The organism is Cupriavidus sp. SK-4, from assembly GCF_000611125.1.
GTDB lineage: Bacteria > Pseudomonadota > Gammaproteobacteria > Burkholderiales > Burkholderiaceae > Cupriavidus > Cupriavidus necator.
Genome location: NZ_JFJW01000175.1, coordinates 1 through 25,202 on the forward strand (window position 1 = coordinate 1; position 25,202 = coordinate 25,202).

General features: G+C 68.8%; 29 protein-coding genes. 12 read left to right on the plus strand and 17 right to left on the minus strand.

What is annotated here, in order from left to right; genetic code table 11:
* The 3 genes from CF68_RS33090 to CF68_RS33100 all read left to right on the plus strand — a co-directional run.
* Positions 1 to 435, plus strand: a 435-nt coding sequence (locus CF68_RS33090; RefSeq protein WP_035827432.1) for a DMT family transporter, incomplete at its 5' end; no start/stop codon positions are given.
* Positions 436 to 480: 45 nt separating this feature from the next.
* On the plus strand, positions 481 to 780 hold the full coding sequence (locus CF68_RS33095) for a hypothetical protein (RefSeq protein WP_035827435.1): 300 nt from the start codon (positions 481 to 483) through the stop codon (positions 778 to 780).
* A 105-nt stretch (positions 781 to 885) separates the two neighbouring features.
* Positions 886 to 1,869 (plus strand): tripartite tricarboxylate transporter substrate binding protein, encoded by a 984-nt coding sequence (locus CF68_RS33100; protein WP_035827437.1) that lies wholly within the window; start codon positions 886 to 888, stop codon positions 1,867 to 1,869.
* A gap of 2 nt (positions 1,870 to 1,871) precedes the next feature.
* On the opposite strand, the gene CF68_RS33105 is transcribed toward CF68_RS33100, so the two are convergent.
* Positions 1,872 to 2,552, minus strand: coding sequence for a response regulator transcription factor (locus CF68_RS33105; RefSeq protein WP_035827439.1), 681 nt, complete (start codon positions 2,550 to 2,552; stop codon positions 1,872 to 1,874).
* Between the two features lie 221 nt (positions 2,553 to 2,773).
* On the opposite strand from CF68_RS33105, the gene CF68_RS33110 reads away from it, so the two are divergent.
* Positions 2,774 to 3,511 (plus strand): response regulator transcription factor, encoded by a 738-nt coding sequence (locus tag CF68_RS33110; protein ID WP_035827442.1) that lies wholly within the window; start codon positions 2,774 to 2,776, stop codon positions 3,509 to 3,511.
* Between the two features lie 105 nt (positions 3,512 to 3,616).
* Positions 3,617 to 4,261, plus strand: a complete 645-nt coding sequence (locus tag CF68_RS33115) for a sensor histidine kinase (protein WP_235205971.1) — start codon at positions 3,617 to 3,619, stop codon at positions 4,259 to 4,261.
* A 51-nt stretch (positions 4,262 to 4,312) separates the two neighbouring features.
* On the opposite strand, the gene CF68_RS33120 is transcribed toward CF68_RS33115, so the two are convergent.
* The 4 genes from CF68_RS33120 to minC all read right to left on the minus strand — a co-directional run bounded on the left by CF68_RS33120 (position 4,313) and on the right by minC (position 7,736).
* Positions 4,313 to 5,410 (minus strand): porin, encoded by a 1,098-nt coding sequence (locus CF68_RS33120; protein ID WP_035827445.1) that lies wholly within the window; start codon positions 5,408 to 5,410, stop codon positions 4,313 to 4,315.
* A 367-nt stretch (positions 5,411 to 5,777) separates the two neighbouring features.
* On the minus strand, positions 5,778 to 6,032 hold the full coding sequence (minE, locus tag CF68_RS33125) for a cell division topological specificity factor MinE (protein WP_010811451.1): 255 nt from the start codon (positions 6,030 to 6,032) through the stop codon (positions 5,778 to 5,780).
* Positions 6,033 to 6,052: 20 nt separating this feature from the next.
* The gene (gene minD, locus CF68_RS33130) at positions 6,053 to 6,868 is read right to left on the minus strand and encodes a septum site-determining protein MinD (RefSeq protein WP_010811452.1); all 816 of its coding nucleotides are present in this window, start codon (positions 6,866 to 6,868) and stop codon (positions 6,053 to 6,055) included.
* Positions 6,869 to 6,935: 67 nt separating this feature from the next.
* Positions 6,936 to 7,736 (minus strand): septum site-determining protein MinC, encoded by an 801-nt coding sequence (gene minC, locus CF68_RS33135; protein WP_035827447.1) that lies wholly within the window; start codon positions 7,734 to 7,736, stop codon positions 6,936 to 6,938.
* Between the two features lie 230 nt (positions 7,737 to 7,966).
* On the opposite strand from minC, the gene CF68_RS33140 reads away from it, so the two are divergent.
* The gene (locus tag CF68_RS33140) at positions 7,967 to 8,938 is read left to right on the plus strand and encodes a magnesium and cobalt transport protein CorA (RefSeq protein ID WP_035827449.1); all 972 of its coding nucleotides are present in this window, start codon (positions 7,967 to 7,969) and stop codon (positions 8,936 to 8,938) included.
* Positions 8,939 to 9,092: 154 nt separating this feature from the next.
* A complete protein-coding gene (locus CF68_RS33145; RefSeq protein WP_035827451.1) occupies positions 9,093 to 9,797 on the plus strand; it encodes a tetratricopeptide repeat protein in 705 nt (234 codons plus the stop codon).
* A 51-nt stretch (positions 9,798 to 9,848) separates the two neighbouring features.
* Here the strand turns inward: CF68_RS33145 and CF68_RS33150 are convergent, their stop codons facing one another.
* Complete coding sequence (locus CF68_RS33150; RefSeq protein WP_035827453.1) at positions 9,849 to 10,679, minus strand: MerR family transcriptional regulator; 831 nt, start codon at positions 10,677 to 10,679, stop codon at positions 9,849 to 9,851.
* 98 nt (positions 10,680 to 10,777) lie between these two features.
* On the opposite strand from CF68_RS33150, the gene CF68_RS33155 reads away from it, so the two are divergent.
* From CF68_RS33155 to CF68_RS33165, 3 genes are all read left to right on the plus strand, one after another.
* Complete coding sequence (locus CF68_RS33155; RefSeq protein ID WP_035827455.1) at positions 10,778 to 11,722, plus strand: LysR family transcriptional regulator; 945 nt, start codon at positions 10,778 to 10,780, stop codon at positions 11,720 to 11,722.
* 134 nt (positions 11,723 to 11,856) lie between these two features.
* The gene (locus tag CF68_RS33160; protein WP_035827457.1) at positions 11,857 to 12,825 is read left to right on the plus strand and encodes a tripartite tricarboxylate transporter substrate binding protein; all 969 of its coding nucleotides are present in this window, start codon (positions 11,857 to 11,859) and stop codon (positions 12,823 to 12,825) included.
* Between the two features lie 117 nt (positions 12,826 to 12,942).
* A complete protein-coding gene (locus CF68_RS33165; RefSeq protein ID WP_035827459.1) occupies positions 12,943 to 13,917 on the plus strand; it encodes a M14 family metallopeptidase in 975 nt (324 codons plus the stop codon).
* Positions 13,918 to 14,005: 88 nt separating this feature from the next.
* On the opposite strand, the gene CF68_RS33170 is transcribed toward CF68_RS33165, so the two are convergent.
* The 6 genes from CF68_RS33170 to CF68_RS33195 all read right to left on the minus strand — a co-directional run bounded on the left by CF68_RS33170 (position 14,006) and on the right by CF68_RS33195 (position 19,218).
* Entirely contained in the window at positions 14,006 to 14,548 is a 543-nt protein-coding gene (locus CF68_RS33170; protein WP_035827462.1) for an Sbal_3080 family lipoprotein, read from the minus strand.
* Between the two features lie 139 nt (positions 14,549 to 14,687).
* Entirely contained in the window at positions 14,688 to 14,891 is a 204-nt protein-coding gene (locus CF68_RS33175; protein ID WP_010811461.1) for a hypothetical protein, read from the minus strand.
* A gap of 31 nt (positions 14,892 to 14,922) precedes the next feature.
* A complete protein-coding gene (locus CF68_RS33180; RefSeq protein WP_035827465.1) occupies positions 14,923 to 15,492 on the minus strand; it encodes an OB-fold putative lipoprotein in 570 nt (189 codons plus the stop codon).
* Positions 15,493 to 15,533: 41 nt separating this feature from the next.
* The gene (locus CF68_RS33185) at positions 15,534 to 16,778 is read right to left on the minus strand and encodes a glycosyltransferase (protein ID WP_035827467.1); all 1,245 of its coding nucleotides are present in this window, start codon (positions 16,776 to 16,778) and stop codon (positions 15,534 to 15,536) included.
* A 106-nt stretch (positions 16,779 to 16,884) separates the two neighbouring features.
* On the minus strand, positions 16,885 to 18,312 hold the full coding sequence (gene mnmE / locus CF68_RS33190) for a tRNA uridine-5-carboxymethylaminomethyl(34) synthesis GTPase MnmE (RefSeq protein WP_035827468.1): 1,428 nt from the start codon (positions 18,310 to 18,312) through the stop codon (positions 16,885 to 16,887).
* Between the two features lie 72 nt (positions 18,313 to 18,384).
* Complete coding sequence (locus CF68_RS33195; protein ID WP_035827470.1) at positions 18,385 to 19,218, minus strand: CHAD domain-containing protein; 834 nt, start codon at positions 19,216 to 19,218, stop codon at positions 18,385 to 18,387.
* A 162-nt stretch (positions 19,219 to 19,380) separates the two neighbouring features.
* Here CF68_RS33195 and CF68_RS33200 point away from each other — a divergent pair, with 162 nt between their 5' ends.
* Both CF68_RS33200 and CF68_RS33205 read left to right on the plus strand, forming a co-directional pair.
* Entirely contained in the window at positions 19,381 to 19,818 is a 438-nt protein-coding gene (locus CF68_RS33200; RefSeq protein ID WP_035827471.1) for a PaaI family thioesterase, read from the plus strand.
* 31 nt (positions 19,819 to 19,849) lie between these two features.
* Positions 19,850 to 20,236, plus strand: a complete 387-nt coding sequence (locus CF68_RS33205; RefSeq protein WP_035827472.1) for a VOC family protein — start codon at positions 19,850 to 19,852, stop codon at positions 20,234 to 20,236.
* Between the two features lie 4 nt (positions 20,237 to 20,240).
* On the opposite strand, the gene tam is transcribed toward CF68_RS33205, so the two are convergent.
* From tam to CF68_RS33230, 5 genes are all read right to left on the minus strand, one after another.
* Complete coding sequence (tam, locus tag CF68_RS33210) at positions 20,241 to 21,011, minus strand: trans-aconitate 2-methyltransferase (RefSeq protein WP_035827474.1); 771 nt, start codon at positions 21,009 to 21,011, stop codon at positions 20,241 to 20,243.
* A gap of 80 nt (positions 21,012 to 21,091) precedes the next feature.
* Positions 21,092 to 22,549, minus strand: coding sequence for an Asp-tRNA(Asn)/Glu-tRNA(Gln) amidotransferase subunit GatB (gatB, locus tag CF68_RS33215; RefSeq protein WP_035827477.1), 1,458 nt, complete (start codon positions 22,547 to 22,549; stop codon positions 21,092 to 21,094).
* Between the two features lie 90 nt (positions 22,550 to 22,639).
* Complete coding sequence (locus CF68_RS33220; protein WP_035827480.1) at positions 22,640 to 23,722, minus strand: dienelactone hydrolase family protein; 1,083 nt, start codon at positions 23,720 to 23,722, stop codon at positions 22,640 to 22,642.
* A gap of 17 nt (positions 23,723 to 23,739) precedes the next feature.
* Positions 23,740 to 24,216 carry a hypothetical protein gene (locus CF68_RS33225; protein WP_035827481.1) on the minus strand — a complete coding sequence of 159 codons (477 nt, stop codon included), beginning with the start codon at positions 24,214 to 24,216 and terminating at the stop codon, positions 23,740 to 23,742.
* On the minus strand, positions 24,213 to 25,202 hold a 990-nt coding region (locus CF68_RS33230), incomplete at its 5' end, for an amidase family protein (protein WP_035827483.1). The genes CF68_RS33230 and CF68_RS33225, both read right to left, overlap by 4 nt.

The following is a 25,202-nucleotide window of genomic DNA, read 5'->3' on the forward strand; positions in this document are numbered from 1 at the left end:
GCAGCGGCCGGGGCGGTATCGATGGCAGTGGGCACGGTGCTGACGCGGCACTGGCGCCCGCCGGTCACCCCGCTGGTGCTGACGGCTTGGCAGCTGTGCGCGGGCGGGCTGTTCCTGCTGCCGTTCGCGCTGGTGCTGGAACCGCTGCCCGGGCATTTCACGCTGGCCAACTGGCTTGGCTATGCGTGGCTGAGCATTGTCGGGGCCGGCTTCAGCTATGCACTGTGGTTCCGCGGTGTCGGGCGCATGCCGTCGTCCGCGGTGGCGGCGCTGGGGCTGCTCAGCCCGGTCAGCGCCACCGTGCTCGGCTTCCTAGTGCTGGGCCAGGCCTTGACGGCGATGCAGGCCGCCGGAGCGCTGCTGGTGCTGGGCAGCGTGTGGCTGGGCCAGCGCGCGGCGACGCCGGCCGCGGTGCCGCGCACGCAGCCGGCCTGATCCGATTGCGTCAGCGGCTGCTGCCGGGCGGCGTTTTGCGGCATCATGGCGGGCATGAAGTCTGCCGTGCCCCCGTCCCCGCCACCCGTCCAACCTGTGTCAGCACCGTCTGCCACGCCTGCCTGCGAGCGCTGCCTGGCGCTAGCCGCCGACCCGCGCCGGCGCGAGCCGCCGTCCTGCCTGGCGCTGCGCGGCACGGTGCCGCTGGTGAGCCAGAGCGCCGCCGGCGTGCCGTACAGCATGCTTTCCTTCGCCTGCCGCGACTGCGGCACGGTATGGCGGCTGTATGACCGGGCCAACGAACTCTTTGTCTCGTGGGTGCCGGAGCGCCCGCTGGTGCGCTGAGCGCGCACGTCCCGATCGGCTAACATAGCGACTGCTCCGCGCCAGGCCGGCAAACCGCTGCCGCGCCCGGCGCCTTCCTGTCGAAATCTCTCCCGCATTTCCATCATGGCCTTCCCCTTCCGCTCATCCCTGCTGGCCGCCCTGTGCGTGACCAGCGGTGCTGCCGCACTGCCTGCCGCCGCTGCCGACGCCTATCCCAGCCGTCCGATCCGCCTGATCGTCGCCTACCCGACCGGCGGCATCAGCGACACTGTGGCGCGCGCGCTTGGCGAGCGGCTGTCGGCGCAGATGGGCACCTCGGTGGTGGTCGAGAACAAGGCCGGCGCGGGCGGCAGCATCGGCATCGATGCGGTCGCCAAGGCTGCGCCGGACGGCTATACGCTGGGCTTTGCCGCCACCAGCCCGCTGACGCTCAACCCGCATGTCGGCCGCGTCAACTACGACCCGCAGAAGGACGTGGCGCCGGTGATGAGCGTGATGTACTCGCCGGTGCTGGTGGTGGCCACCGCCGGCTTCAGCGGCAAGAGCTTTGCCGACGTGGTCGGCCAGGCCGGCGCCAAACCGGGCTCGGTGCGCTGGGCAACGTCGGGCCTGGGCACGGTCGGCCATGTGGTGCTGGAACAGATCAGGCAGAAGTCGAAGGCCGACATCACGCTGATCCCGTACAAGGGCGCGGGCCAGCAGATGAACGACGCGCTCGGCGGCCAGTTCGAGGTGATGAGCACCAACGCCAGCCCGGTGCTGACCCAGCATATGCAGGCCGGCCGCCTGCGCGCGCTGGCGGTGGGTGCGCCCAGGCGCCTGGACAGCCTGCCTTCGGTGCCGACGCTGGCCGAGCTGGGCTACCCCAAGGCCAACCTGACCTCGACCTTCGGCATCTTCGCGCCGGGCAAGACGCCCGCGGCCATCATCAACCGCCTGAACGCCGAACTGAACAAGGCACTGGCCGAGCCGGAAGTCCATGAGCGCCTGCTCAAGGGCGGCGAGGTGCCGACCGGCGGCACGCCGGCGCAGTTTGCCAAGGCCATCCGCGAAGAGTCCGCGGAGAACGCCCGCATCGTCAGGGAAGCGGGCATCAAGGCCGATTGAGGCTAGGCCGCATCGAGGCGGCTGCCCAGCCCATACACCGACGACAGCCGCACGCCGTTGTGCGGCCACAGCGCCAGCTTGGTGCGCACGCGCGACAGGTGGCTGTCCACCGTGCGCGAGGCCGGGTCCATGTGGTAGCGCCAGACCTGGTCGACCATGGCCTGGCGCAGCACCAGCGAACCCAGGTTGCGGAACAGCAGCACCGCCAGGTCGAACTCCTTGGGGGCCAGCAGCACCGGCTTGCCCTGGACCCACACGCGCCGCTCCGCGGTGGCAAAGCGGAACACGCCGTGCTCCAGGTCGCATTCATCGCCCGCCGGCCTGGCGCGGCGCAACAGCGCCAGCACGCGCGCGGCCAGCTCGGCCGTGCGCAGCGGCTTGGGCACGTAGCTGTCGGCGCCTTGCGCAATGCAGGCCGCGACGAAGGCTTCTTCGTTGGAGGTGCCGGTCAGCATCACCGGCATCTCGTTGCCGAGCGTGCGGCGCACCCATGCCAGCACTTCCAGGGCCGGGATCCCCGGCGTATCGCAATCGAGCATCAGCAGATCGAACGACCGGCCGCGCAGCGCGCCGATCATGGTGCGTCCGCTCAGATAGCGCGTGCACTGGTGCCCGTTCAGGCGCAGGGTCTGTTCGATGCTGACGGCGAGGGTCGGGTCCGCCTGCAGCGCGGCGATGTTCACGAGAGTGGCTCCTGCGCGGGCGCATCGGAATGCGCCGATGGATGGACAGAGCATGGCACTGCGGGCCCGCTCGGCACGCAGCGAAGCCCATGGTAGGAGCGGCCTGCTGAGGCGAGAAGTAAAAGATTGTTGAAAATCGAGATTGAGGTCTTTCCTATTCGTGCGCAAGGCAACGCGGTCTTAAATGTCCCGCTAGTGTCCTGTTCCGTCGGAGACAACACATGGGAAAGAAAATGGCATCGCGCATTGCATCGCTTGAAGACGCGCCCGCGGATGCGGCGCTGATCCGGCAGGTCATTACCGGCGCGGGACATGACTGCGTGACCTTTGCTGAAAGCCGGCGTCTGTTGCTGGCGCTGCGCGACGCGGGCTTCGACCTGCTGCTGCTGGACTGGCAGATGCCGGACCTGTCCGGGCGCGAAGTGCTGGCCTGGGTGCGTACCCACCTCGACCGCCGCATCCCGGTGATGTTCCTGACCTGCCGCGAGGCCGAGCTTGACATCGTCAATGCCCTGGCGGCGGGCGCTGACGATTACATGGTCAAGCCGGTGCGCCCGGCCGAGCTGGCCGCGCGCATCGACTGCCTGCTGCGGCGCGCGTATCCCGCGCAGCTGGCGCCGCTCGCGCCGTTGCGGCTGGGCGAGTACGCCTTTGACTGCGCCCTGCGCAAGGTCACCTGCAACGGCCATCCGGTCGGCCTGACGCCCAAAGAGTTCGACCTGGCGGTGCTGCCGTTCCGCAACGAGGGACGCATCGTCACGCGCGACCACATCACCGCCGCGGTCTGGGGCCGCGAGATCTCGCCGCTGTCGCGCACCATCGATACCCATGTCTCGCGCGTGCGCAGCAAGCTTGGGCTGCAGGCAGGGCACGGCTTGCGCCTGACCCCGGTCTACACGCATGGCTACCGGCTGGAGCGTACCGATCGCCCGGAGCGCACCGAACGGGCTGCCGCATGAAAGCGTCCCGGCTGCGCCAGGCGGGGCTGGCCGTGGCACTGTGGCTCGGCGGCCGCTGGCTGGCGCGGTGCCTGCGCGGCCGGCCGGTCGGGCAGCGGCGCGCTGATGTGCGCAACCCCGCCGCCGTGCACGACATGCTGCTGCACGTGCTGGGGGCACGACCTGCGCGCACCCAATGCCTCGCTGCTGGCCTGGCTGGAGCTGCGCCGCACGCGGGAACAGGCCGACGCCGCGCTGCTGGCGCAGGTCGGCAGCCATGCGCGCCGTTCGCTGCGCCAGATCGATGACCTGAACCGGCTGCTGCGCGAAACGCGCCACGCCTATCGCATGCGCCGTATCGCCATGGAATCGCTGCTGGATGAAGCGCTGGACCGCGTCTGGACCCTGGCCAGCGAAGCCGGCGTCCGGCTTGAACGGCCGGCCGGCCGCCTGCCGCGCCTTGGCGGGGACCAGGCCATGCTGGGTCAAACGCTGGAATGGCTGCTGACCAGCGCCATTGATGCCGCGGCGCGGGGGACTGCGCTGCGGGTCACGTGCCGTGGCCACGCCGGTGGCCTGGCGCTGTGGCTGGCGTTCGATCCCGCCGACGACGAGAGCGCCGCGCGGCTGGCGCAGCCAGGGCCGGCGCTGCTGTGCGCACAGCGCGTGATGGCGCGCCATGGCGGCGTGCTGGTGCCGCTGCAGCCGATGGGCGAAGCCGCCTCGCCGGCCGGCTGGTACCTGTGGCTGCGGCGCCGGCCGCGCCCATGAAAAAAGGCACCCGAAGGTGCCTTTTGCCAGGAACTGCTGATCAGGTGTCGATCAGAAGATGTGGCGGATACCCAGTGCAGCGCCGGTCTGGTTGTTGCGACCCGGCATTTCGGTGGTGGTGCCGCCCGAAACCTTGTTGAAGTCAACCGTGCCGTAGACTTGGGTGCGCTTGGACAGCGAGTACTCGGCCAGCAGCACGCCGGTGTAGCGGCGGCCGTTGTTGTCGTTCACGCCGTTCTTGTTCTCGACGTAGTCGCCGTAGAACACGCCGGTCAGCGCCAGGGCCGGGGTGGCCTGGTAGGTCAGGCCGATGTAGCCGATGGTGTCCTTGCGCGGGTTGCTGGCAGCGCCGGCGGTGACCACGGCCGGAGCAGGCGCGGCAGCCGAATTGTTCAGGAAGCCGTTGTCGATCACGCCGGTGCGGTCCTTGCCGCCGACGTAGCCCACGAACAGCTTGGCCGGGCCAAAGGCGTACTTACCGGCAGCGCCCCACATTTGCTGCTTGTTGCCGTTGATGTCGCGGATTTCCTGGTACACGCCACCGATGCCGAACGGACCGAACGAGTAAGCGGCACGGGTGCCCCAGTACTGGTTCTTGGTCATGCTGCCCGGCTGCTCGCCGAAGCCGTAGCTGGCACCCACGTCCAGGCCGCCGAACTTGCCGGCGTAGCTGACCACGTTGTCGCTGCGGAACTGGGTCAGGAAGAACGGCCAGGCGTTGTTGGTGTAGTTGCCGATGGTCAGCGGATCGTAGTCGCCGAAGAAGTTAAAGCCTTCGGTGTACTGGCGGCCCAGCTTGATCGTGCCGAAGTCGCCCTGCAGGCCAACGTAAGCCTGACGACCGAACAGGCGGCCGTTCGGGTTGGTGGCGCTGGCCTGGTTGGAACGGCCGGTGTCCGGATCGAAGCCGCCTTCCAGCTGGAAGATTGCCTTCAGGTTATTGCCGAGGGCTTCGCTGCCCTTCAGGCCCCAGCGGCTGTTGGTGACGGCGCCGTTGGTCAGTTCCCACAGATTGTCGTTGTTGGCGTTGGAGTTCGTCTGGAAGCGGATGCTCTGGTCAACGATACCGTACAGGGTAACGGACGACTGTGCGAACGCCGAACCTGCCAACAGGCTGCCGGCTGCGAGGACGATGGCCGATTTCTTCATGGTGCTCCTTTTCTGTCTTGTACTGTTCTCTCCGCCGGATCACGGCGTGGACGATGTCTACGTTTCGTTGTAGACGCCGCGAAAATTTAACAAAACGTAAGCTACAAGGACACAAAACTCCGCCAAGCTGCGCTTTCAAGCAGGATTTTGGTGCAAATCCGTTGTCTCGCCGCTACAGAATTCCGGATTGGGGCATTTTGGCAGCGCTGGCAAGCTGGCCTGCACACTGGGCTGGCGGGGAATCGCGGCGGGGAGGACGGGGGCCGGCCGACCCCGGCGCGCAAGCGGCGCCGCGGTCGGCGGAAAGACGGGAAGTGCGGGAAAACCGAAGGAGGAGGAACGAATCCGGCAGCGCCGGGATCCGTCCTCAGTTCTGCGGGATCTCGATCTTGACCTCGAGCACCTCGAGGTTGTCCTGGCGTTCCAGGCTGACGCGCAGGTCCTGGTCGCCGATCTTGACGTACTTGGAGATCACCGCCACCAGCTCGCGCTGCAGCGCGGGCAGGTAGTCGGCGGGCGCGGAATGGCCGGTGCGCTCGTGCGCCAGGATGATCTGCAGCCGCTCCTTGGCGACCGACGCGGACTTCTTCTTCTCTCCCAGCAGGAAGGAAAGGATCGACATGGGTGAGCCCTCCTTGACCGTTACTTGTTGCCGAAGATGCGGGAGAGCAGACCCGGCTTCTGGTAGTCGGTGAAACGCATCGGCTTGTCCTTGCCGAGGAAGCGGTCCACCACGTCGCCGTAGGCGTCGGCCACGTCGCTGCCTTCCAGATGGATGGCGGGCGTGCCCTGGTTCGAGGCGTGCAGCACGGCTTCCGACTCCGGCACCACACCGATCAGCTTGATGCGCAGGATTTCCTGGATGTCGGTCAGCGACAGCATTTCGCCGCCATGCACGCGCTTGGGGTTGTAGCGGGTGATCAGCAGGTGTTCCTTGATCGGGTCGCCGCCTTCGCTGGCGCGCTTGGTCTTGGACGCCAGGATGCCCAGGATGCGGTCCGAATCGCGCACCGACGACACTTCCGGGTTGGTCACGATCAGCGCCTCGTCGGCGAAGTACATCGCCATCAGCGCGCCCGACTCGATGCCGGCGGGCGAGTCGCAGATGATGAATTCGAAATCCATCTCGATCAGGCCGTTGATGACCTTCTCGACGCCTTCGCGCGTGAGCGCATCCTTGTCGCGCGTCTGCGAGGCCGGCAGGATGAACAGGTTCTCGCACTTCTTGTCCTTGATCAGCGCCTGGCGCAGGTTGGCTTCGCCCTGCACCACGTTGATCAGGTCGTACACCACGCGGCGCTCGCAACCCATGATCAGGTCAAGGTTGCGCAGGCCGACGTCGAAGTCGATCACGGCAGTCTTGTGGCCGCGCAGGGCCAGGCCGGCGGCAAAGCTGGCGCTGGTGGTGGTCTTGCCGACGCCTCCCTTGCCGGAGGTCACAACTATGATTTTTGCCATGGCTCTTTGGTCCAGTAATAAGTTGAAGCTTGCGCTCTCTGCAATTCGGTCCCGAGGGCTGCCGCGGTTACTTGAGCCGCAGCGCTTCTAGGATCAGTTTTTCATCGGCCAGGCGCACCTGGGCGGTCTTGCCGAGCACATCGGCCGGAAGCGTCTGCTCCGCGGTCCGGTAGATGCCGGCGATGGAAATCAGTTCAGGCTCCATGCACGTGCTGAAGATGCGCGCGCCGGTGTTGCCCTTGACGCCCGCCAGCGCGCGGCCGCGCAGCGGGGCATAGATATGGATGTTGCCTTCGGCGATCACCTCGGCGCCGTAGCTGACCACGTCCAGGATGACCACGTCGCCCTGCGCGTAGACCTGCTGGCCCGAGCGCAGCGGCTTGTCGATCAGCATGGTCTGGGTCTGGCGGATGGCAGCGGCCACGGCGGCGTCGGTGGTGGCCTGCGCGGCGGCGCGGACGGATTCCTCGCGCGCGGCTTGTTCGGCGGCGGCCTGTTCCGCCGCGGCTGCGGCCTTGGCTTCGGCGGCGCGGTCGGCGCCACTGCCGCGGCGGGCCTGGCTGTCCAGCAGCGGCAGGCCGAAGCGCTCGGCCCACTCGCGCTGGCCGGGGCGGGCCACCACGCCGATGGCGCGGGCCTTGAGCGTGGCCAGCGTGTCGATCACGGTGCCAAGCGCGACTTCGCTGTCACCTTCCAGCGCGCGCAGGTCCAGCGCGATCACGTCATTGGAAAAGAAGTCGGGGGTGGCTTCAAAGCGGGAGAGGAGGTCATCCCGCAGCGCAGCCATGTCGGCGGTCTGGAGGGCGAGAAGGAGGGCGTCTACGTTGCCACTGCGCAGCTCGAAGCGTGGCGATTTCTTCTGGGACATAGCCGGGTGACCGTGGAAATGCCACATTCTAACGTCGTATCTGTCGCGAACTGTAACAATTGGATCGATATGTACAGCAGGTGGCGCGTGGGTTCCATATGCGCGTGCACGGCACACCGTAGCGCCGGGCAAGTGCGGCCAGCGTGGTTTGCCGCACGAGGCAACGCGCATCAAGTCCGGCGCAGCGTAAAGGCTTGTTACGATTGCGCCATCTGATCAGCGGAGTTTCCATGGGCGCCATCGTCAATTGCGTGGCCTACCGGCAGGGCAAGCGGCTCAGCACGGTGGGCATGGAGGAGATTCCCACCTTGCTGGGCGTGCCGGGCACCTTTGTCTGGCTGGGCTTGCATGAGCCTGACCTCGCGCTGCTGCGCCAGGCCCAGCAGGCGTTCGGCCTGCACGACCTGGCGGTGGAAGATGCGCTCGATGCGCACCAGCGCCCCAAGCTCGAGGCCTACGGCGATTCGGTCTTCGTGGTGCTCAACACGGCGCAACTGGTGGAAGATGAAGTCGTGGTCGGCGAGACCCATCTCTTTGTCGGCCCCAACTACGTGGTTTCGGTGCGCCACGGTGTCAGCAGCACCTATGCGCCCGTGCGCGAGCGCTGCGAGCACGACCCGCACGGCCTGGCCAATGGCCCGGGCTATGTGCTGTACGCGCTGATGGACTTTATCGTCGACCACTACCTGCCCATCGTCACGCGCCTGGAAGACACCTTCGAGGCGCTGGAGCAGGGCATCTTCCGCGACGAGTTCGACCGCGCGGCGATCGAGCGCCTGTACCGGATCAAGCGCCAGGTGCTGCGCCTGCGCAATGCGGTCAGCCCGGTGGAAGACATGTGCGGCCAACTGATCCGGCTGCACGAAGACCTGGTGCCGAAGGAGCTGCGCGCCTATTTCCGCGACATCGAGGACCACGCCAGCCGGCTGGTGCGCACCCTCGACGTGGTGCGCGAAATGCTGACCACCGCCGTGCAGGTCAACCTGGCGCTGGTCACCGTGGGTCAGAACGAGGTGGTCAAGCGCCTGGCTGGCTGGGGCGCGATCCTGGCGATCCCGACCGTGATCTTCAGCCTGTATGGCATGAACTTCGATTTCATGCCTGAGTTGAAAATCCCCCTCGCCTACCCGGCCGTGGTCGGCGTGACCGCGCTCGCCTGCGGGGGACTGTGGCGGCGGCTGCATCGGGCTGGGTGGATCTGAACACCTGGTTTTATCTGTGCGAGGAATGATTGCGGCAGATATTATGGTCGATTGATTATTCGCATGGATATTCTGGCGATTCCGCGCCTGCCTACCTGCGCGGTGCCCTGACTCCTACACTGGAATCAGGAAGGCGCTGTGCCCGGAGTCCGCCATGTCGATTGCCCGCCCCCCGATTGCCGCCTTGCTCGCCGGCGCCACCGCCGCATGGCTGTTGTGCACGCAGCCGGCAGCCTCCGCACCGCAGCCGCCTGCCCCCGCGCAGGCCCAGACCCGCGACGCGGTCACCGCGTATGAAGCGGGCAACTTCGACCAGGCCCTGCGCGGCTTTGCCAATGCGGCCCGGCTGGGCAACCGCCTGGCCCAATTCAACTACGCAATGATGCTGCTGCGCGGCGAGGGCACTGCCGCACGCCCGCAGGAGGCGCTGGTCTGGCTGAAAAAAGCGGCCGACAACCAGATGACGCATGCCCAGTACACCTGGGGCGACCTCTATGAGCGCGGCGAACTGGTGCCGAAGTCACTGGAGGAAGCCAACCGCTGGTATGCACTGGCCGCACAGGGCGGGCACGTGCAGGCGCAGATGGCGCTGGCGACGAATTACTTCACTGGCCGGGGCGTGCCGCGCGACTACGGGCAGGCGTTCTTGTGGTACAGCCGCGCGGCCAGTGCCGGCGACGGCGGCGCGCAATACATCGTCGGCAGCTTCTACGAACACGGCGAGCCCGGCGTGGTCGACCAGGATATCGAGCAGGCCAAGATCTGGTATGCGCGCTCTGCCGCGCACGGGGATCCGGGTGCGCTAGCGAAGTTGCGGTCGTTGCTGGAGGAGTCGGTGCGGGGAAGGGCGGCGAGGTAGTGCGGGGGGATGACTGTGCCCGGAAGCGTCAACCATGTCCTTGCACACCTGTCACGTATGTCCGCCGCCCCCGCCTTCCTCATCATGCAAATGCTCGATGATCGCCGCCACCCGGTCACCCAGGTATTTGTTGGCCGAGATCTCCAGCGCTCGCATCATCTCCGTTTCCGCCATCACCAGGGCCAGCGGGCGGATGCGCCACAGGATCTCCACCAGCCGCGGCACGTCCTGCGGCGGCGGCAGCTTGCCAACGCCAAAGCGGTCCAGCTCGCGCACCACGGTAGCGACGATATGGTCCGATACCGCCTGGAAATGCCCGCGCGACTGCGCGATGATCTCCAGCACGTCTTCCAGCGCAAAACCCGCCTGGGCGATCTCCGCACCCGCGGCCAGCGCGCGCGGGCTGCGCGCGAGATAGCCCAGGCCGTCCGGTTCCAGCAGCCCCAGCGAAATCGCCTTGGCCAGGGCCGGGCGCGAGATCGCGCGGCCGAACAGCCGCGCCAGCGCCAGGTAGGAGTAGTGCCGCGGCGTCTCGTTGGTCCACGGGCTGCTGATGGCGGTCTCCAGCCCCAGGATCGAGCGCAGGTCGTGCCCTTCGACGATGGCCTTGAGCAGCTCGGTGATATTGGCCAGCGTATAGCCGCGCGCCAGCAAGTGGTGGATCAGCTTGAGCCGCCCCAGGTGCGCCTGCGTGTAGATGCCCACGCGCCCGCGCCGCAGCGGCGGATCGATCAGGCCGCGGTCCTGGTAGGAGCGCACGTTGCGCACCGTGGTGCCGGCCACGCGCGCCAGTTCGTCGATGGTGTATTCCGGGGCGGGCGGCGTGGAGTCGGACGCCTGGCTGGTCGGGGACGAGGGGTGGCGGCGCCGGATCAGTGTCATGCGAAAAATTCTAACCGAGGAATGCGGCAGGCAAAGGTGGCGGCCGGTTTTGCCGATAATGAGGGCATTGCCGTCCCACCCTCAACGGTCCGCCTTCCATGCATATCCGCTGGCTCGAAGACTTCGTCTGCCTGGCCCAGGCCGGCAGCCTGGCGCGCGCCGCCGAACTGCGCAACGTGACCCCGCCCGCGTTTGGCCGGCGCATGCAGGCGCTTGAGGTCTGGGCCGGCGCCCCGCTGATCGACCGCAGCGCGTTCCCGGTGCGGCTGACCGCCGAAGGGCGCCAGTTCCTGGAAGCCGCGCAGAGCGCCTTGCGCACGCTGGACGAGACCCGCCTGGCGCTGCGCGCCGCGCACCGCGCCGATGCCAGCACGGTCACCATCGCCACCGGCAAGACCCTGGCGCGCTCAATGGTGCCGGCGTGGCTGGCGGGCCTGCGCGAGGCGCTGCGGCACGACCCCGCGGCGGCCGGCTTCCGCACCCGGCTGTCGACCTTCCCGATGCATGACGCGCTGGCCATGTTTGCCGAGGGCGATGCCGATTTCCTCCTCTGCTACAGCCCGCCGGACCTGCCGGTGATGCTGGATGACGCGCGCTACCAGTTCCACCTGGCCGGCGTGGAGCGGCTGGTGTGCGTCAGCGCTGCCGACGAGCGCGGCGCGCCGCTGCACCGGCTTGCGACCGGCAAGGCCGCGGCGAAGCCGGTGCCCATGATCGCCTACGCCGAGACCCTGACACTCGGCCGCATGGTCAACCAGGAGATCGCGCGCCGCAAGCTGGCGCCGCGGCTGGACGTGATCGCGGTCAGCGACTTTGCCGAGTCGGTGCACGAGATGGTGCGCCAGCGCATGGGCCTGGCCTGGCTGCCGGCACGGCTGATTGCCGACGACCTGCACGCCGGGCGACTGGTGCGTGCCATCAGCGGCGTACGCAGCGATGATGGCGGCGACCTGGCGCTCGATATCCGCCTGTACCGCCCGCGCGCGCCGATGCGCCCGCTGGCCGAGGCCTTCTGGCAGGCGGCGGTGCAGGCACCGCGCTGATGCGCCTTCGGCGACCCCTTCTGCGACCATTGCCGAATCGGCAACCGCCCTTGCCAAAGCTGCACGCCGGGCCGGTTCCGCGCTCACTACCATCGCTCCACAACAACCATTCCGGGACCCCCAGAGCCAAGACCATGAAGACCATCCTGCGCGCGGCCGCTGCCGCACTCTGCCTTGCCGCTTCCGCCGGCGCCGTCGCCTCCACCTGGCCCGCCAAGCCGATCACGCTGGTGGTGGGCTACACCGCCGGCGGCAGCGTCGACCTGGTGGCCCGGACCATCGCCCCGGAACTGGGCAAGCGCCTCGGCCAGAGCGTGGTGATCGAGAACCTGGGCGGCGCCGGCGGCACCATCGGCGCAGCCAAGGTGGTCAAGGCCGAGGCCGACGGCTACACCCTGCTGATGGGCTCGGGCAGTGAAGTGTCGATCGCCCGCCTGACCAACTCCGCCGTGCGCTACGACGGCGAGAAGGACCTGGCGCCGGTGACCTTCGTCGGCACCCAGCCGATGGTGCTGGTCGGCAAGCCCGGCCTGGCGGCCAGGAACGCGGCCGAGCTGATTGCGCTGGCCAAGGCCCAGCCGGGCAAGCTGTCGTATGCCTCGTCGGGCGTGGGCACGCCGCTGAACCTGGCCGGCGAGCTGATCAAGCAGCAGGGCAAGGTCAATATCACGCACGTGCCGTACAAGGGCGCGTCGGCCATGGCCACCGACCTGCTCGGCGGCCAGATCGACCTGGCGGTGATGGTGCTGTCGTCGGCGCTGCCGCATATCCAGGCCGGCCGCGTGCAGGCCTACGGCGTGACCAACGCCAAGCGCTCGCCAGTGGCGCCGAACGTGCCCGCGCTGGCCGAGACGCCCGCGCTCAAGGGCGTCGACATGGGCGTGTGGTTCGGCCTGATGGGCCCGGCCAGGCTGCCGCAAGCGGTGGTGGAGCGCCTGAACACCGAGATGCAGGCCGTGCTGGCCATGCCGGATGTGAAGAAGAAGCTGGCAGAAGCCGGCGTGGAAGTGGCGCCGGCCAACCCGGCTCAGTTCGGCAGCTTTATCAAGCGCGAGACGGGGCGCTATCGCACCATCGTGCAGACCGCTGGCATTCATGAGTAATTGAGGTTGCGGGGCGGCGTCGCTTCTGCAAGTGCCCGCCGCCCTTCCTCAACTCGATTCACAACAACGACCCCGCAGGCATACGACCCGCCAGGCGCCCTGAACGCACCGATTCCCATGACCCAGCCCCCCGCACCGATCGACGCCTACCCAGTCGATGTCGCGTTCCCCGACATCCGCGCCTACGCCGCCGGCAACACCGGCATCCGCTACCTGTACACCTTCGACAGCGGCCAGCCCGGCCCGCACGTGATGGTCAACGCGCTGACCCACGGCAACGAGGTCTGCGGCGCCATCGCCGTCAAGGCGCTGCTGGACCACGGCCTGCGCCCGCGCCGCGGCCGGCTGACGCTGGCGTTTGCCAACGTCGACGCGTACCACCGCTTCGATGCCGCCAGGCCCGACGCATCGCGCTTTGTCGACCAGGATTTCAACCGCGTATGGACCGCCAGGGTGCTGGATGATGCCAGCCTGGATTCATCGGAGCTGCGCCGCGCGCGCGCCATGCGCCCGGTGATCGACACCGTCGAGCTGCTGCTGGACCTGCATTCGATGCATGAGAAAAGCCGGCCGCTGATCGTCTCCGGCCCGCTCGACAAGGGCATCGCCCTGGCGCGCGCGCTGGGCGCGCCGGCCGATGTGATCGTCGACGAAGGCCACCCCGAAGGCCGCCGCATGCGCGACTACGATGGCTTTGGCGATGCCGCCAGCCCGCGCAATGCACTGCTGATCGAATGCGGCCAGCACTGGGAGCCCGCCGCCGTGACCGTGGCGCAGGACAGTACCGCACGCTTCCTGCTGCATGCCGGCGTGATCGATGCAAGCGACTTGCCCGCGGGCTGGCTGCAGCCGCTGCCCGCCACGCAGCGCGTGGTGCGCGTGACCGAGCCGGTGGTGGCCACCAGCATGGATTTCCGCTTTGCCGGCCCCTATACCGGGCTGGAGACCTTCACCGAGGCCGGGGCCGTAATCGGCTGGCGCGACGGCGAGCCAGTGGTGACGCCGTATCCGGATTGCGTGCTGGTGATGCCCTCGCTGCGCCAACTGCGCCCGGGCGTGACCGTGGTGCGCCTGGGCCGGCTGGAGCGCTGATCCGGGTACGCTGGGCCGGGCGCGGCTGCGCCCGGCAGGATGCTGCGCAGAGAGGCATGGTCCGGCCCTCCGGTTGTCTGCAAACAGGCTAGGCCGCCGGGGTGGCCGTGCCCGCCGGCGGCGGGGGCGGCGGCAGCATGCCGGGGAACAGTTGCTCGACCAGTTCATCCAGCTTGGACGACGGCTGCACGAAGTTGCTCAGGTTGAGCCCGCCCGCGCTGCGGTTGGCGTTATAGATGGCCTTGCCGACACGGTCGCCGTTGCGGAACACGGTGATGTCCGCGCTGTTCAGGTACGCATTCCAGTACCAGGCGCTGCGCGCCGTGTACAGCGCCACCACCGGGCACGCCGCGATCGAGGTCTGCGCCTGCAGCACCTTCACCTCGAAATTGCGCCGCCGCAGCGATGAGAGAAAGTTCTCGACAAAGTCATTGCCCGTGACCGGGTTCACCACCACGCACAGAAGCGTGCCGTTGGCGCCGTAGTTGCCCAGCGGGCCGCCGCCAGCGGGCACCTGGAACGCGACAAGGGGATCGGTGCGGTCGGGCCGGTCGACCGGGGTCACTGCCTGGTAGGTCGAGCAACCGGTGATCAGCAGGCCAAGGCCTGCGGCCAGCAGAGCTTTGTACATGGATGTCCTGTGTGGCTGGGGCGGGCTGCCATGCAAGACACAGTGGCCACCGCATACCTTCACACTGTAGGCGCCGGTACGCCGATCCAATCGTCCAAACAGAAGCGCAAAACGGCCGCTTCTGCGCCGGGGTGGCGCCTCAGCCGCCCGCGCCGCCGCCTTGCGCCAGCCGGCCCACCAGGACCAGGCAAAGCCCGGCAAGGCAGACCCCGATGACTGCGACCTGCAGCCGCGTGACGGGTCTGCCGCCAAACAGCGTCTGGCTGAGCCAGGCGGGCGAAACCACGCCGACGATGGTGGCCACCATGATCAGGATGGCAAGGACGGACAGAACGGATTGCATGGCGGGACTCCGGAATCTAGGACAAGCGCGATCAGTTGGCGCCGCCGCGCAGCAGGCAGTCGCGCAGCAGCGGTGCGCCATCCGCCAGCCCTGCGCCATTGCATTCCAGCGCCACCTTCTGGCCGCGCCTCACCATGGTGGCTCGGGCTTCCACCTCGCACACCCGCCCTGCCGGGCCGCAGATCTGGCGTTGCAGCAGCAGTGCGCGCACATTCACGCCCGGATCGTTGGTGCGGATATCGACAAAGACCTGGTCGCGCTCGCGGCGAATGCCGCTGGCGACGCCTTCGACGATCAGGTACTGGCCCAGGTAGCGGGTGTCGGCTTCCGTGGGGTTGTCGCGGTAGTCATTCAGCAGCGTGTCGGCCTGGAGCTGCGGCAGGCGGTCCGCGGGGCGCTCCGGGTCGATGCTGATCGGGTCGAGCGTGCCATCGCGCGGCACCCCGCGCACCACGCTGGCCGGCACCGCGCTGGCTTCGGCCTGCGCCTCGGGCGCGGCACCGCCGACATCATCGCGGCGGTCATTGCCGGCAAACCACAACATGCCAAGGACAGCCACGGCGACGATGGCAATAAGGATTTGCTGGGTACGGTTCAACATCGGAAGGTCCTGCGTCAGTGAATGCGGAAGGCGGAACGGGATTATGCGCCCTGCCTGCCGCAAAAGCGCTCAATCGCCGCCACGGCATGGTCGACGCCACGCTCGGCGGCCATCGCCCGGCCCAGCCTGGCGGCCTGTTCGCGCGTGGCCGGTTGCTCGGCAAAGGCGATCATCGACGCCAGCCGCGGCGCGTCGATCTTGTGCCCGGCGACATGACGCGGCGCCACGCCCAGCGCCGCCAGCCGGCCCGCCCAGAAGAACTGGTCGCCCGCAAACGGCAGCACGATCGCCGGCACGCCCGCCGCCGCGGCCGCATGCGTGGTGCCCGCACCGCCGTGATGGATTGCCGCCGACACGCGCGGCAACAGCCAGTCATGCGGGGTGGCGCCCACCACGTGGAAGTTGGATGGCAACGCCGCCACGTCGATGCCGCTCCAGCCCGGATAGAACAGTGCGCGCCGGCCATCGACCGCCTGCATCAGCGCCGTCACCACCTTGTGCCGGTCAAAGCCCGCCATGCTGCCAAAGCCGATATACAGCGGCGCCTCGCCGGCCGCCAGGAAGTCGCGCAGCGGCGCGTCCGGTTGCCAGTCCGGCTGCGGCGGCATGGTCCACGCGCCGCTCACCAGCCAGTCGTCATGCCAGTCATGCGGACGCGGCACCAGCTGCGGCGAGATCGCGTACAGCGTCGGAAAGTCCGCCCACATCGCCTTGCGCGCTGATGCGCCGAACAGCCTGGAGCGCGCAGCATTGGTAGCGGTACGGAACATGCGCCACAGCACGAAGTTGATCACGTGGTGGCTGGCGCGATTGGCCCACCCCGGCATCCTGAACGGCGGCAGCAGCGCGGACGGAAAGGCCCGCGTCGGCGAGATCGGGAACATGCCCGCGCCGATCACCGGCTTGCCCAACTGCTCGCCGACCGACAGCGCCACATACGCCGTCAGCCCCGAGAACACGATGCCATCGGCAGCGCGCGCGGCCTCCGCCAACTGCGCCATCCACGCCTCGGTATTGTCCTCGGCAATCCGCGCGAATGCCCGCGTGGCCTCGGCGACGTTGCCGCCTTCGGTCATCAGCTTGTGCAGCGCGCCGCCCGGTGCCAGCGTCTGCTGGATATCGCCTGCCATCGGCGCAAAGGCCAGGCCGTGCTCTGCCGCGAGCGTCGCTGCCGAGCGTTCGCCCAGCATCAGCACGTCGTGGCCGGCGGCGCGCAGGCCAAGGCCCAGCGCGACCATGGGGCGGCAGTCGCCCTGGGTACCGAAGGTGATGAGGGTCAGGCGCATGGCGGGAGAGGCGCCGAAGGGCCGGCGCCGGCATGTCAGGGAGTGGCCTGCAGTTTACTTGTACCGGTGGCTTCCGCGCAGCGACATGGGGCCGTTCCTGCGGGTATCACTTGCCGATGCAGAACCGCGTAAAGATCGTCCCCAGCAGATCATCACTGGTGAACTCACCCGTAATGCCGTTCAGGCAATCCTGCGCCAGCCGCAGCTCTTCGGCAAACAGGTCCAGCGCCTGCGCCTGGTGCTCGGCCTGCTCCGCGGCGATATCCAGGTGCGATTGCGCATTCCGCAGCGCTGTCAGGTGCCGTTCGCGCGCCAGGAAGTTGCCTTCATTGCCCGACTGCCAGCCCACCAGCCGCAGCAGCTCACGACGCAGCAGTTCAATGCCGGCCCCGGTGCGTGCCGAGATCCAGATCTCGGTCGGGTTGGGGCCGTTGGCGGCGACCACGTGCGGGCGGTTGCCGCCGAAGACGACATCGCCGACCGCGGGCGCCTTGTCGATCTTGTTGACGATGCGCACGATCGGCGAGCCCGGCGGCAACTGGCCGCTGAGCTGGTCGTCGATGGCGTCGTCAATCTCCGACAGGCCATGGCGCAGGTAGTCGGTGGCGTCGACCAGGTGCAGCACGATGTCGGCGCGGCGGATGGCGTCCCAGGTGCGTTCGATGCCGATGCGCTCGACTTCGTCGGCGGTGTGCTCGCGCAGGCCGGCGGTGTCGATGATATGCAGCGGGATGCCGTCGATCTGGATGGTCTCGCGCACGCGGTCGCGCGTGGTGCCGGCGATGGGCGTGACGATGGCCAGCTCCGCGCCGGCCAGCGCGTTCAGCAGCGACGACTTGCCCACGTTGGGCTGGCCCGCCAGCACCACCGACAGGCCCTCGCGCAGCAGCGCGCCCTGGCGCGCCTGCGCCAGCACGCCGCCCAGTTCGGTGCGGATGGTGGCAAGCTGGCCGCGGGCGTCGGACTGCTCCAGGAAATCGATCTCTTCTTCGGGGAAGTCCAGCGTGGCTTCCACCAGCATGCGCAGGTGGATGACCTTATCCACAAGCTGGCGGATGGCGTTGGAGAATTCGCCCTCCATTGAACGCGCCGCCGAGCGCGCCGCGGCCTCGGTGCTGGCTTCGATCAGGTCGGCCACGGCCTCGGCCTGGGCCAGGTCGAGCTTGTCGTTGAGGAAGGCGCGCCGCGTGAACTCGCCGGGCTCTGCCAGGCGCAGGCCGATGCCGTCGCCCGCTTGCAGGCAGCGCGTCAGCAGCATCTGCATCACCACCGGGCCGCCGTGGCCCTGCAGCTCGAGCACTTCCTCGCCGGTATAGGAATTGGGCGCCGGGAAATACAGCGCCAGGCCGTGGTCGATGACCTTGCCATGGCCATCGAGGAACGGCAGGTAGGTGGCGTGGCGCGGCTTCAGCGCCTGGCCGCAGACGGCGCGCATCACGGGGCCGACATCGGGGCCCGACACACGCACCACGCCGATGCCGCCGCGTCCGGGCGCGGTGGCGATGGCGGCAATGGGAACCTGGGGAGCAGTCATGGCGCTATTGTCGCAGATCGGGTGCAGTTGGCGTGGCACGCGGTGGGCAGGCCGCCATGGCGGGCGGGGTGGTCAGCTGGCGCCGGGAAGCGGCCGCGGCGGCGCCTCGTCCGGCACTGCCTGCGCCTCCAGGCAGTCGGCCAGCAGCCGGCGCGCGACGATGCCGTCGACAAAGCGGCCGAGCTTCGCCTGCCGTTTGACCAGCTTGCGATGCAGGTCCCTGGTGTAGCGGGATGGCAGCACCGGCGCGAATGCCTCGATCACATAGCGCAGCCGCTTGCCGGCGATGCGCTGCTTATGCACCGCGCGGGGATCGCCGCGGCGTGCAGCCTTTGCCAGCGCACGCAGGCGCTTGCGGCCGCGGCGCACGCGCTTGCGCGCAAAGGGCCCGAGGCGGCCACAGTCACTGCGGGCGCGGGCGGCCAGATGGGCCAGGTGCGCCAGGTCGCGATGCAGCGCGGGCAGCGGCCAGTCACGGTAGCCGGCCAGGGCCGACAGCATGGTTTGACGTGCGGTGTCGCGGCGCTCTCGGGCGGTGTCGGCGATGGCCGACAGCACGGTATCGTCCGGTTCCAGCTTGCGTGCCGGGGCAATGGTTTCGGCCAGGAATACGTCCCAGTCGCGCACGTCGCTGGTGGCGCGCGCCAGCATGCGCAGGTCATGCTTCCAGCGATCGCGCTCCTGCCGCGGCAACGACGGCCCCAGGGCCCAAAGCACCGCGCGCGCATGGCGCACCGCCACGCGCAGCGCGTGCAGGTCTTCGGCCTCGTCGCGGTGCAGCAACTGGGCCAGGCTCGCTTCGATGCGCGCCAGGCTTGCCTGCGTCAGCGCGGCAAAGGCGGCGGCGGGCCGCGTCTTGCGGCGTAGGGTTGGGGGATGGGCGTTGGTGGTCACGGCGGTCTTCATGCGCTCAGGTGCGCATGCGGGACGCGGATGCTTCCAGTGTAGGCGACAGCACGCCGGCCCGCTTCCGCGCGGCGCAAGAGGCGCATGGATGGTTGACAGGCCGGCGCCTTCACGCTGGAATGCGCACATCCCGGTGATGCAGTGACCCGACAAGGAACAGCCATGACCACCGAACAGGAACGGCTTCTGCTGCGCGACACCATCGAGGCCGGCTTCCGCCAGGCCGCGTTCGTCAACGACGTCGGCATCACGCTGGCGGACTGCGGGCCCGGCTGGTGCGAATCCACGCTGGCCATTTCTGCGCGCCACCTGCAGCATGGCGGCATCGTCCATGCGGGCGTGCAGGCCACCATCGCGGACCACACCGCGGGCGCGGCGGCATCCACCATCCTGGCGGCAGGCCAGCACGTGGTCACCGCGGAGTTCAAGATCAACCTGCTCAGGGCCGTGCGCAGCGAACGGCTGCGCTGCCGTGCCGATGTGCTCAAGTCCGGCCGCGCGATCATCGTGGTGGAGGCGGATGTCTTTGCCGACGTCCACGGTGAATCCGTGCTGGTCAGCCGCCTGAACGCCACCATGAGCGTGCTGGACCTGGCCTGAGCTCCCTCCCACCCTTGAAAGGAAGCGACCCATGATCGACCACACCGGCGTAAGCGTCAGCGACTACGGCAAGAGCCGTGCCTTCTACCAGGCGGCGCTGGGCGCCATCGGCTATGTGCTGGACAAGGAATTCCCGGCCAGCGTCACCGGCAGCACCGACGTGGCCGGCTTCGGCCCGCCGGGGCAACCCGACTTCTGGATCCACCGCGGCACGCCCAACCAGCCGCCGCTGCACGTGGCCTTCCGCGTGGACAGCCGCGAGACCGTCGATGCCTTCTATAGCGCGGCGCTGGCCGCGGGCGGGCGCGACAACGGCGCGCCGGGCATCCGCGCGCACTACCATGCCAACTACTACGGCGCCTTCGTGCTGGACCCGGACGGGCACAACATCGAAGCGGTCTGCCACAAGCCTGCGTAGGACCTCAGCGCGTCGCGACGATGAACAGGCGCGGGAACGGCAGCAGCACCGACCCGTCCGGCAGCGCCGGGTACGCCTTGGCAATCTCGGTTTGGTAGCGCGCCAGGTAGGCGGCGCGCTCGGCCTCGTCCAGCGGCTGCAGGAAGGGGCGCAGGCCGCTGCCCTTGAACCACTCCACCACCGCGGCCGGGCCGCCCGCCAGCGGGTGGTGGTACGTGGTCAGCCATACATCCACGCGCTGGCACAGCGGGCGCAGCAGCTCGTAGAACCACTGCGCCGGGGCGCGCTCGGCGCGGGCCTTGCTGGCGCCGGCGAGCTTTTCTGCCCACGGGCCTTCCGCCGCCACCTGGCGCATCAGCCGGTGCGCGGGTTCTTCCAGGTTGTCCGGCATCTGCACGGCCAGCGTGCCGCCGGGAGCGAGCCTGGATACCAGTGCCGGGAACAGGCTGGCGTGGTCGGGCAGCCACTGCAGCACGGCATTGGCCAGGATCACGTCATAGGGCCCGGCCTCGTCCCAGGCGCCGATGTCGGCCACGCGGAACTGCACGTCGGGCAGGCGCTTGCGCGCCGCGTCGATCATGTCCTGCGAGCTGTCCAGCCCGGTCACCGACGCCCCCGCATAGCGCGCCAGCAGCACCTCGGTGGAGTTGCCCGGACCGCAGCCGATATCCACCGCGCTGCGCGCGATCTCGTTGGGGATGGCAGCCACCAGGTCGCGGACCGGGCGGGTGCGTTCGTCTTCGAAGGCGACGTATTGGTGGGCGGACCAGCTCATGGGGATCTCCTGACTTTTGGCGCAGGCCAGTAGGATACGCCTGCCGCTGGCGGTTCGCTGGTCCTGTCGCCCTTACCCCATTACCCCAGCTTCTTCTTTAGCAGCTCATTCACCTGCGCCGGATTGGCCTTGCCCTTGGTGGCCTTCATCGCCTGCCCGACCAGCGCATTGAATGCCTTCTCCTTGCCCGCGCGGAATTCCTCGACCGACTTGGCGTTGGCGGCCAGCACGTCGTCGATGATCTTCTCCAGCTCGCCGGTGTCGGACATCTGCTTCAGGCCCTTGGCCGCGATGATGGCGTCGGCATCGCCGCCGTGCTCGCCGGCCCACATCGCCGGGAACACGTCCTTCTTGGCGGTGTTGTTCGATACGGTGCCGTCGGCGATGCGCGCGAGCAGGCTGGCCAGTTGCGCCGGCGTGACCGGTGCGGCGTCGATGGCGATGCCTTCGCGGTTGAGCTGCGAGGCCACGTCACCCATCAGCCAGTTGGCCGCGGGCTTGGCGTTGGCGGCGCCGGCGTCGGCCACCACGGCCTCGTAGTAGGTGGCGAAGGCCTTGGTCGCGGTCAGCGTGGTGGCGTCATACGCCGACAGGCCGTACTGCGAGACAAAGCGCGCCTGCATTGCCGCCGGCAGTTCCGGCAGCTCGCCGCGCACGCGCTCGACCCAGCTCGCATCGATTTCCAGCGGCATCAGGTCCGGATCGGGGAAGTAGCGGTAGTCGTGCGCGTCTTCCTTGGTGCGCATCGCGCGGGTCTCGCCGGTTTCCGGGTCGAACAGCACGGTGGCCTGCTGGATCTTGCGGCCGTCCTCGATCTCGGCGATCTGCCACTGCACTTCGTACTCGATGGCCTGCTGCAGGAAGCGGAACGAGTTCAGGTTCTTGATCTCGCGGCGGGTGCCGAATTCCTTCTGGCCGAGCGGGCGCACCGACACGTTGGCGTCGCAGCGGAAGCTGCCTTCCTGCATGTTGCCATCGCAAATGCCCAGCCACACCACCAGCGAGTGCAGCGTTTTGGCATAGGCCACGGCTTCGGCGGCGCTGCGCATGTCGGGCTCGGTGACGATTTCCAGCAGCGGGGTGCCGGCGCGGTTCAGGTCGATGCCGGTCATGCCGGCAAAGTCTTCATGCAGGGACTTGCCCGCGTCTTCTTCCAGGTGGGCGCGGGTCAGGTTGACGGTCTTTTCGTAGAACTCGCCCTTCTTGCCTTCGACCTGGATGGTGATGGTGCCGCCCTGTACCACCGGGATCTCATACTGGCTGATCTGGTAGCCCTTGGGCAGGTCGGGGTAGAAGTAGTTCTTGCGCGCAAAGACGCTGCGCGGCGCGATGGTGGCGCCGATCGCCAGGCCGAACTGGATGGCGCGCTCGACCGCGCCCTGGTTGAGCACCGGCAGCACGCCCGGCAGCGCCAGGTCCACCGGCGAGGCCTGCGTGTTGGCCTCGGCCCCGAAGGCGGTGGAGGTGCCGGAAAAAATCTTGGAGGCCGTCGAAAGCTGAGCGTGCGTTTCGAGGCCGATCACCACTTCCCATTGCATGGCGGTATTCCTGTTCGGTTCTTTCGGTTCTGTCTGTTGCGGTGGAGCGGCGGCGCCGCTCCGGGGTTCAGTCTGGTCTTGCCCCGGCCCTCAGGGGTCGGGGCTGGCAAGCCATGAGTCGAGCTGGGCCAGCGCGGCCACGCGGGCCACCGCATCGCCGCCGACGGTGACGCCCTGGGTCTTGCGCATGCCCGCCGGCACGTCGCGGCGCATATGCAGCTCGCTGGTGCCGTCAAAGCCGTGATAGGCGCCCGGGTAGATCTCCAGCCGGAAGCGCGCGCCCGGCTGGCGCGCCAGCACCGCGCTCTGCAGCATGGCGCAGCGGGTGGCGGGCGTCCAGTCGTCGGCGCCGCCGATCATCAGCAGCATCGGCGCGCGCAGGCGGAAGTTGTGCTGCTGCACGGCGCGCTTGCAGCCCGGGTAGAACGCCACGGCGCGCTCCACCTGGGGCGTGCCGGCCGGCCACGGGCGGCTGGCATCGACGGTGGCCAGCACCGCCTGCGCGCCGTTGGACCAGCCCAGCAGCACGATGCGCGCGGTGTCGACCGCCGGCTGCTGCGCCACCCAGCGCAGCGCGGCCAGCGCATCGGCGCGGCGCGTGCGGTCGTCGATGCCGCGCGTGTCGATGGGGTCGGAGCAGATGCCGTGGGGCCTGCCGCGCGCGCTGAAGCTGTCGGGCATCAGCACGGCATAGCCGCGCTCGGTCAGCCAGTGTGCGTATTCGCGGTAGCGTTGCTGCAGCATTCCGGAAACGTCCGCCTTGTCGGTTCCCGTGGCGCCCGCGCGCGAGGGGCGCGCGGACAGCAGGCCGCCGCAGCCGTGCAATGCCACCACCACGGGCAGCGCGCGCTGGCTGGTGCCTTCGCGCGGCAGGAACCAGTAGGCGGTTAGCGCGGGCGTGGCCGCATCGCCGCGCAGCTCGACGCGCTGCGCGGGCACGGATGCCGTGGCCGCGGATCCTGGCGCGGCCCGGCTCACCGCATTCGGCGCCAGCACGCCGGCAGGCGTCAGCGGCGCCGGCTGTGCCAGCGCGGGGGCGGGCAGGTCCGGTGTATGCGCGGATGCGCCGGCCAGCCATGCGCCCAGCCCCAGTGCCACCGCGGCGCGCAGCACCGCCACCGCCGGGCGGGCGGTGCACAGCGAGCGTTGCGGGGTGGCGGGTGTGTGGGTCATGGCCGGCTTCGGTGGCTTCAGCGCGTGCGGGCGCAGGCGCCGCTGCCCGGCTCGAACATCACGGGCCAGGCTTCTTCGTAGATGCCGGGGGTGCAGCGCTGCTGGCAGTTGGCGTGCGCCAGCGTAACGCGGCGCGGATCCTGCCAGACCATCAGCTTGCAGCCGCTGCCGTCATTGGCGCGCAGCTCGATATGCGGCTTCTTCTGGACCTGGCGGAAGTCCGCCAGGTTGAAGCTGCACGAGCCGCGCTTGCCTACCCACAGCTTCCACGACAGCTGCTGCACGCTGTTGTCCGACACGCGCAGCTGGGCGTCTTCGCGGAAGCCGTCTTCCTCGGTGCGGCGGCAGTCGCCGGCCAGGTCGATGTCGCGGCTGGCGATTGGAGCGGGCCGGCCCAGCCCGCCCGGCAGCGGGATGCAGCCGGCCACCGCCGCGGCGAGCGCGGCCGCGGCCATCAGGCGCAGGGTCAGCGAGGAGCGCGCGGTCATGTTCATGCCTTGCCCGGACGGCGCAGGTGCCAGTCGGTCGCCTGCTGGAACGCGTGCGCGGTCTGCAGCAGGCGCGCTTCGTCGAAGTAGTTGCCGATCAGCTGCAGGCCCACCGGCATGCCGGCCTCGCCGAAGCCGCACGGCACGCTCATGCCGGGCAGGCCGGCCAGGCTGGTGGACAGCGTGAAGATATCGGCCAGGTACATCTGCACCGGGTCCGAGGTCTTCTCGCCCAGCTTCCACGCCACCGTCGGCGCCACCGGTCCCATGATCACGTCGCACTGGGCGAAGGCGCGCTGGAAGTCGTCGGCGATGATGCGGCGGATCTTCTGTGCCTGCAGGTAGTAGGCGTCGTAGTAGCCGTGCGACAGCACATAGGTGCCGACCATGATGCGGCGCTTGACCTCGGCGCCGAAGCCTTCGGCGCGGCTCTTCTTGTACATGTCGAGCAGGTCGCGGTATTCGGCCGCGCGGTGGCCGTAGCGCACGCCGTCAAAGCGCGACAGGTTGGAAGAGGCCTCGGCCGGCGCGATCACGTAGTACACCGGGATCGACAGCTCGGTCTTGGGCAGCGTCACCTCGACCAGCGTGGCGCCCAGCTTTTCATACTCGGCCAGCGCGGCGCGCACGGCCTGCTCGACGTCGGCCGACAGGCCCTTGCCGAAGTATTCCTTGGGCAGGCCGATGCGCAGGCCGGCGAGCGGGCGCTCGGCGGTGGCGCCGGCGCGCGGCTGGCCCAGCAGGCGGGTGTAGTCCTCGTCCACGCCGCCCTGCGCGGGCGTGATGCTGGTGGAGTCCCTGGGGTCGAAGCCGGCCATGGTGTTGAGCAGCAGCGCGCAGTCTTCGGCGCTATGGGCCATCGGGCCGGCCTGGTCCAGCGACGAGGCGAAGGCGATCATGCCGTAGCGCGACACGCGGCCGTAGGTCGGCTTGATGCCGGTGATGCCCGAGAACGACGACGGCTGGCGGATCGAGCCGCCGGTGTCGGTGCC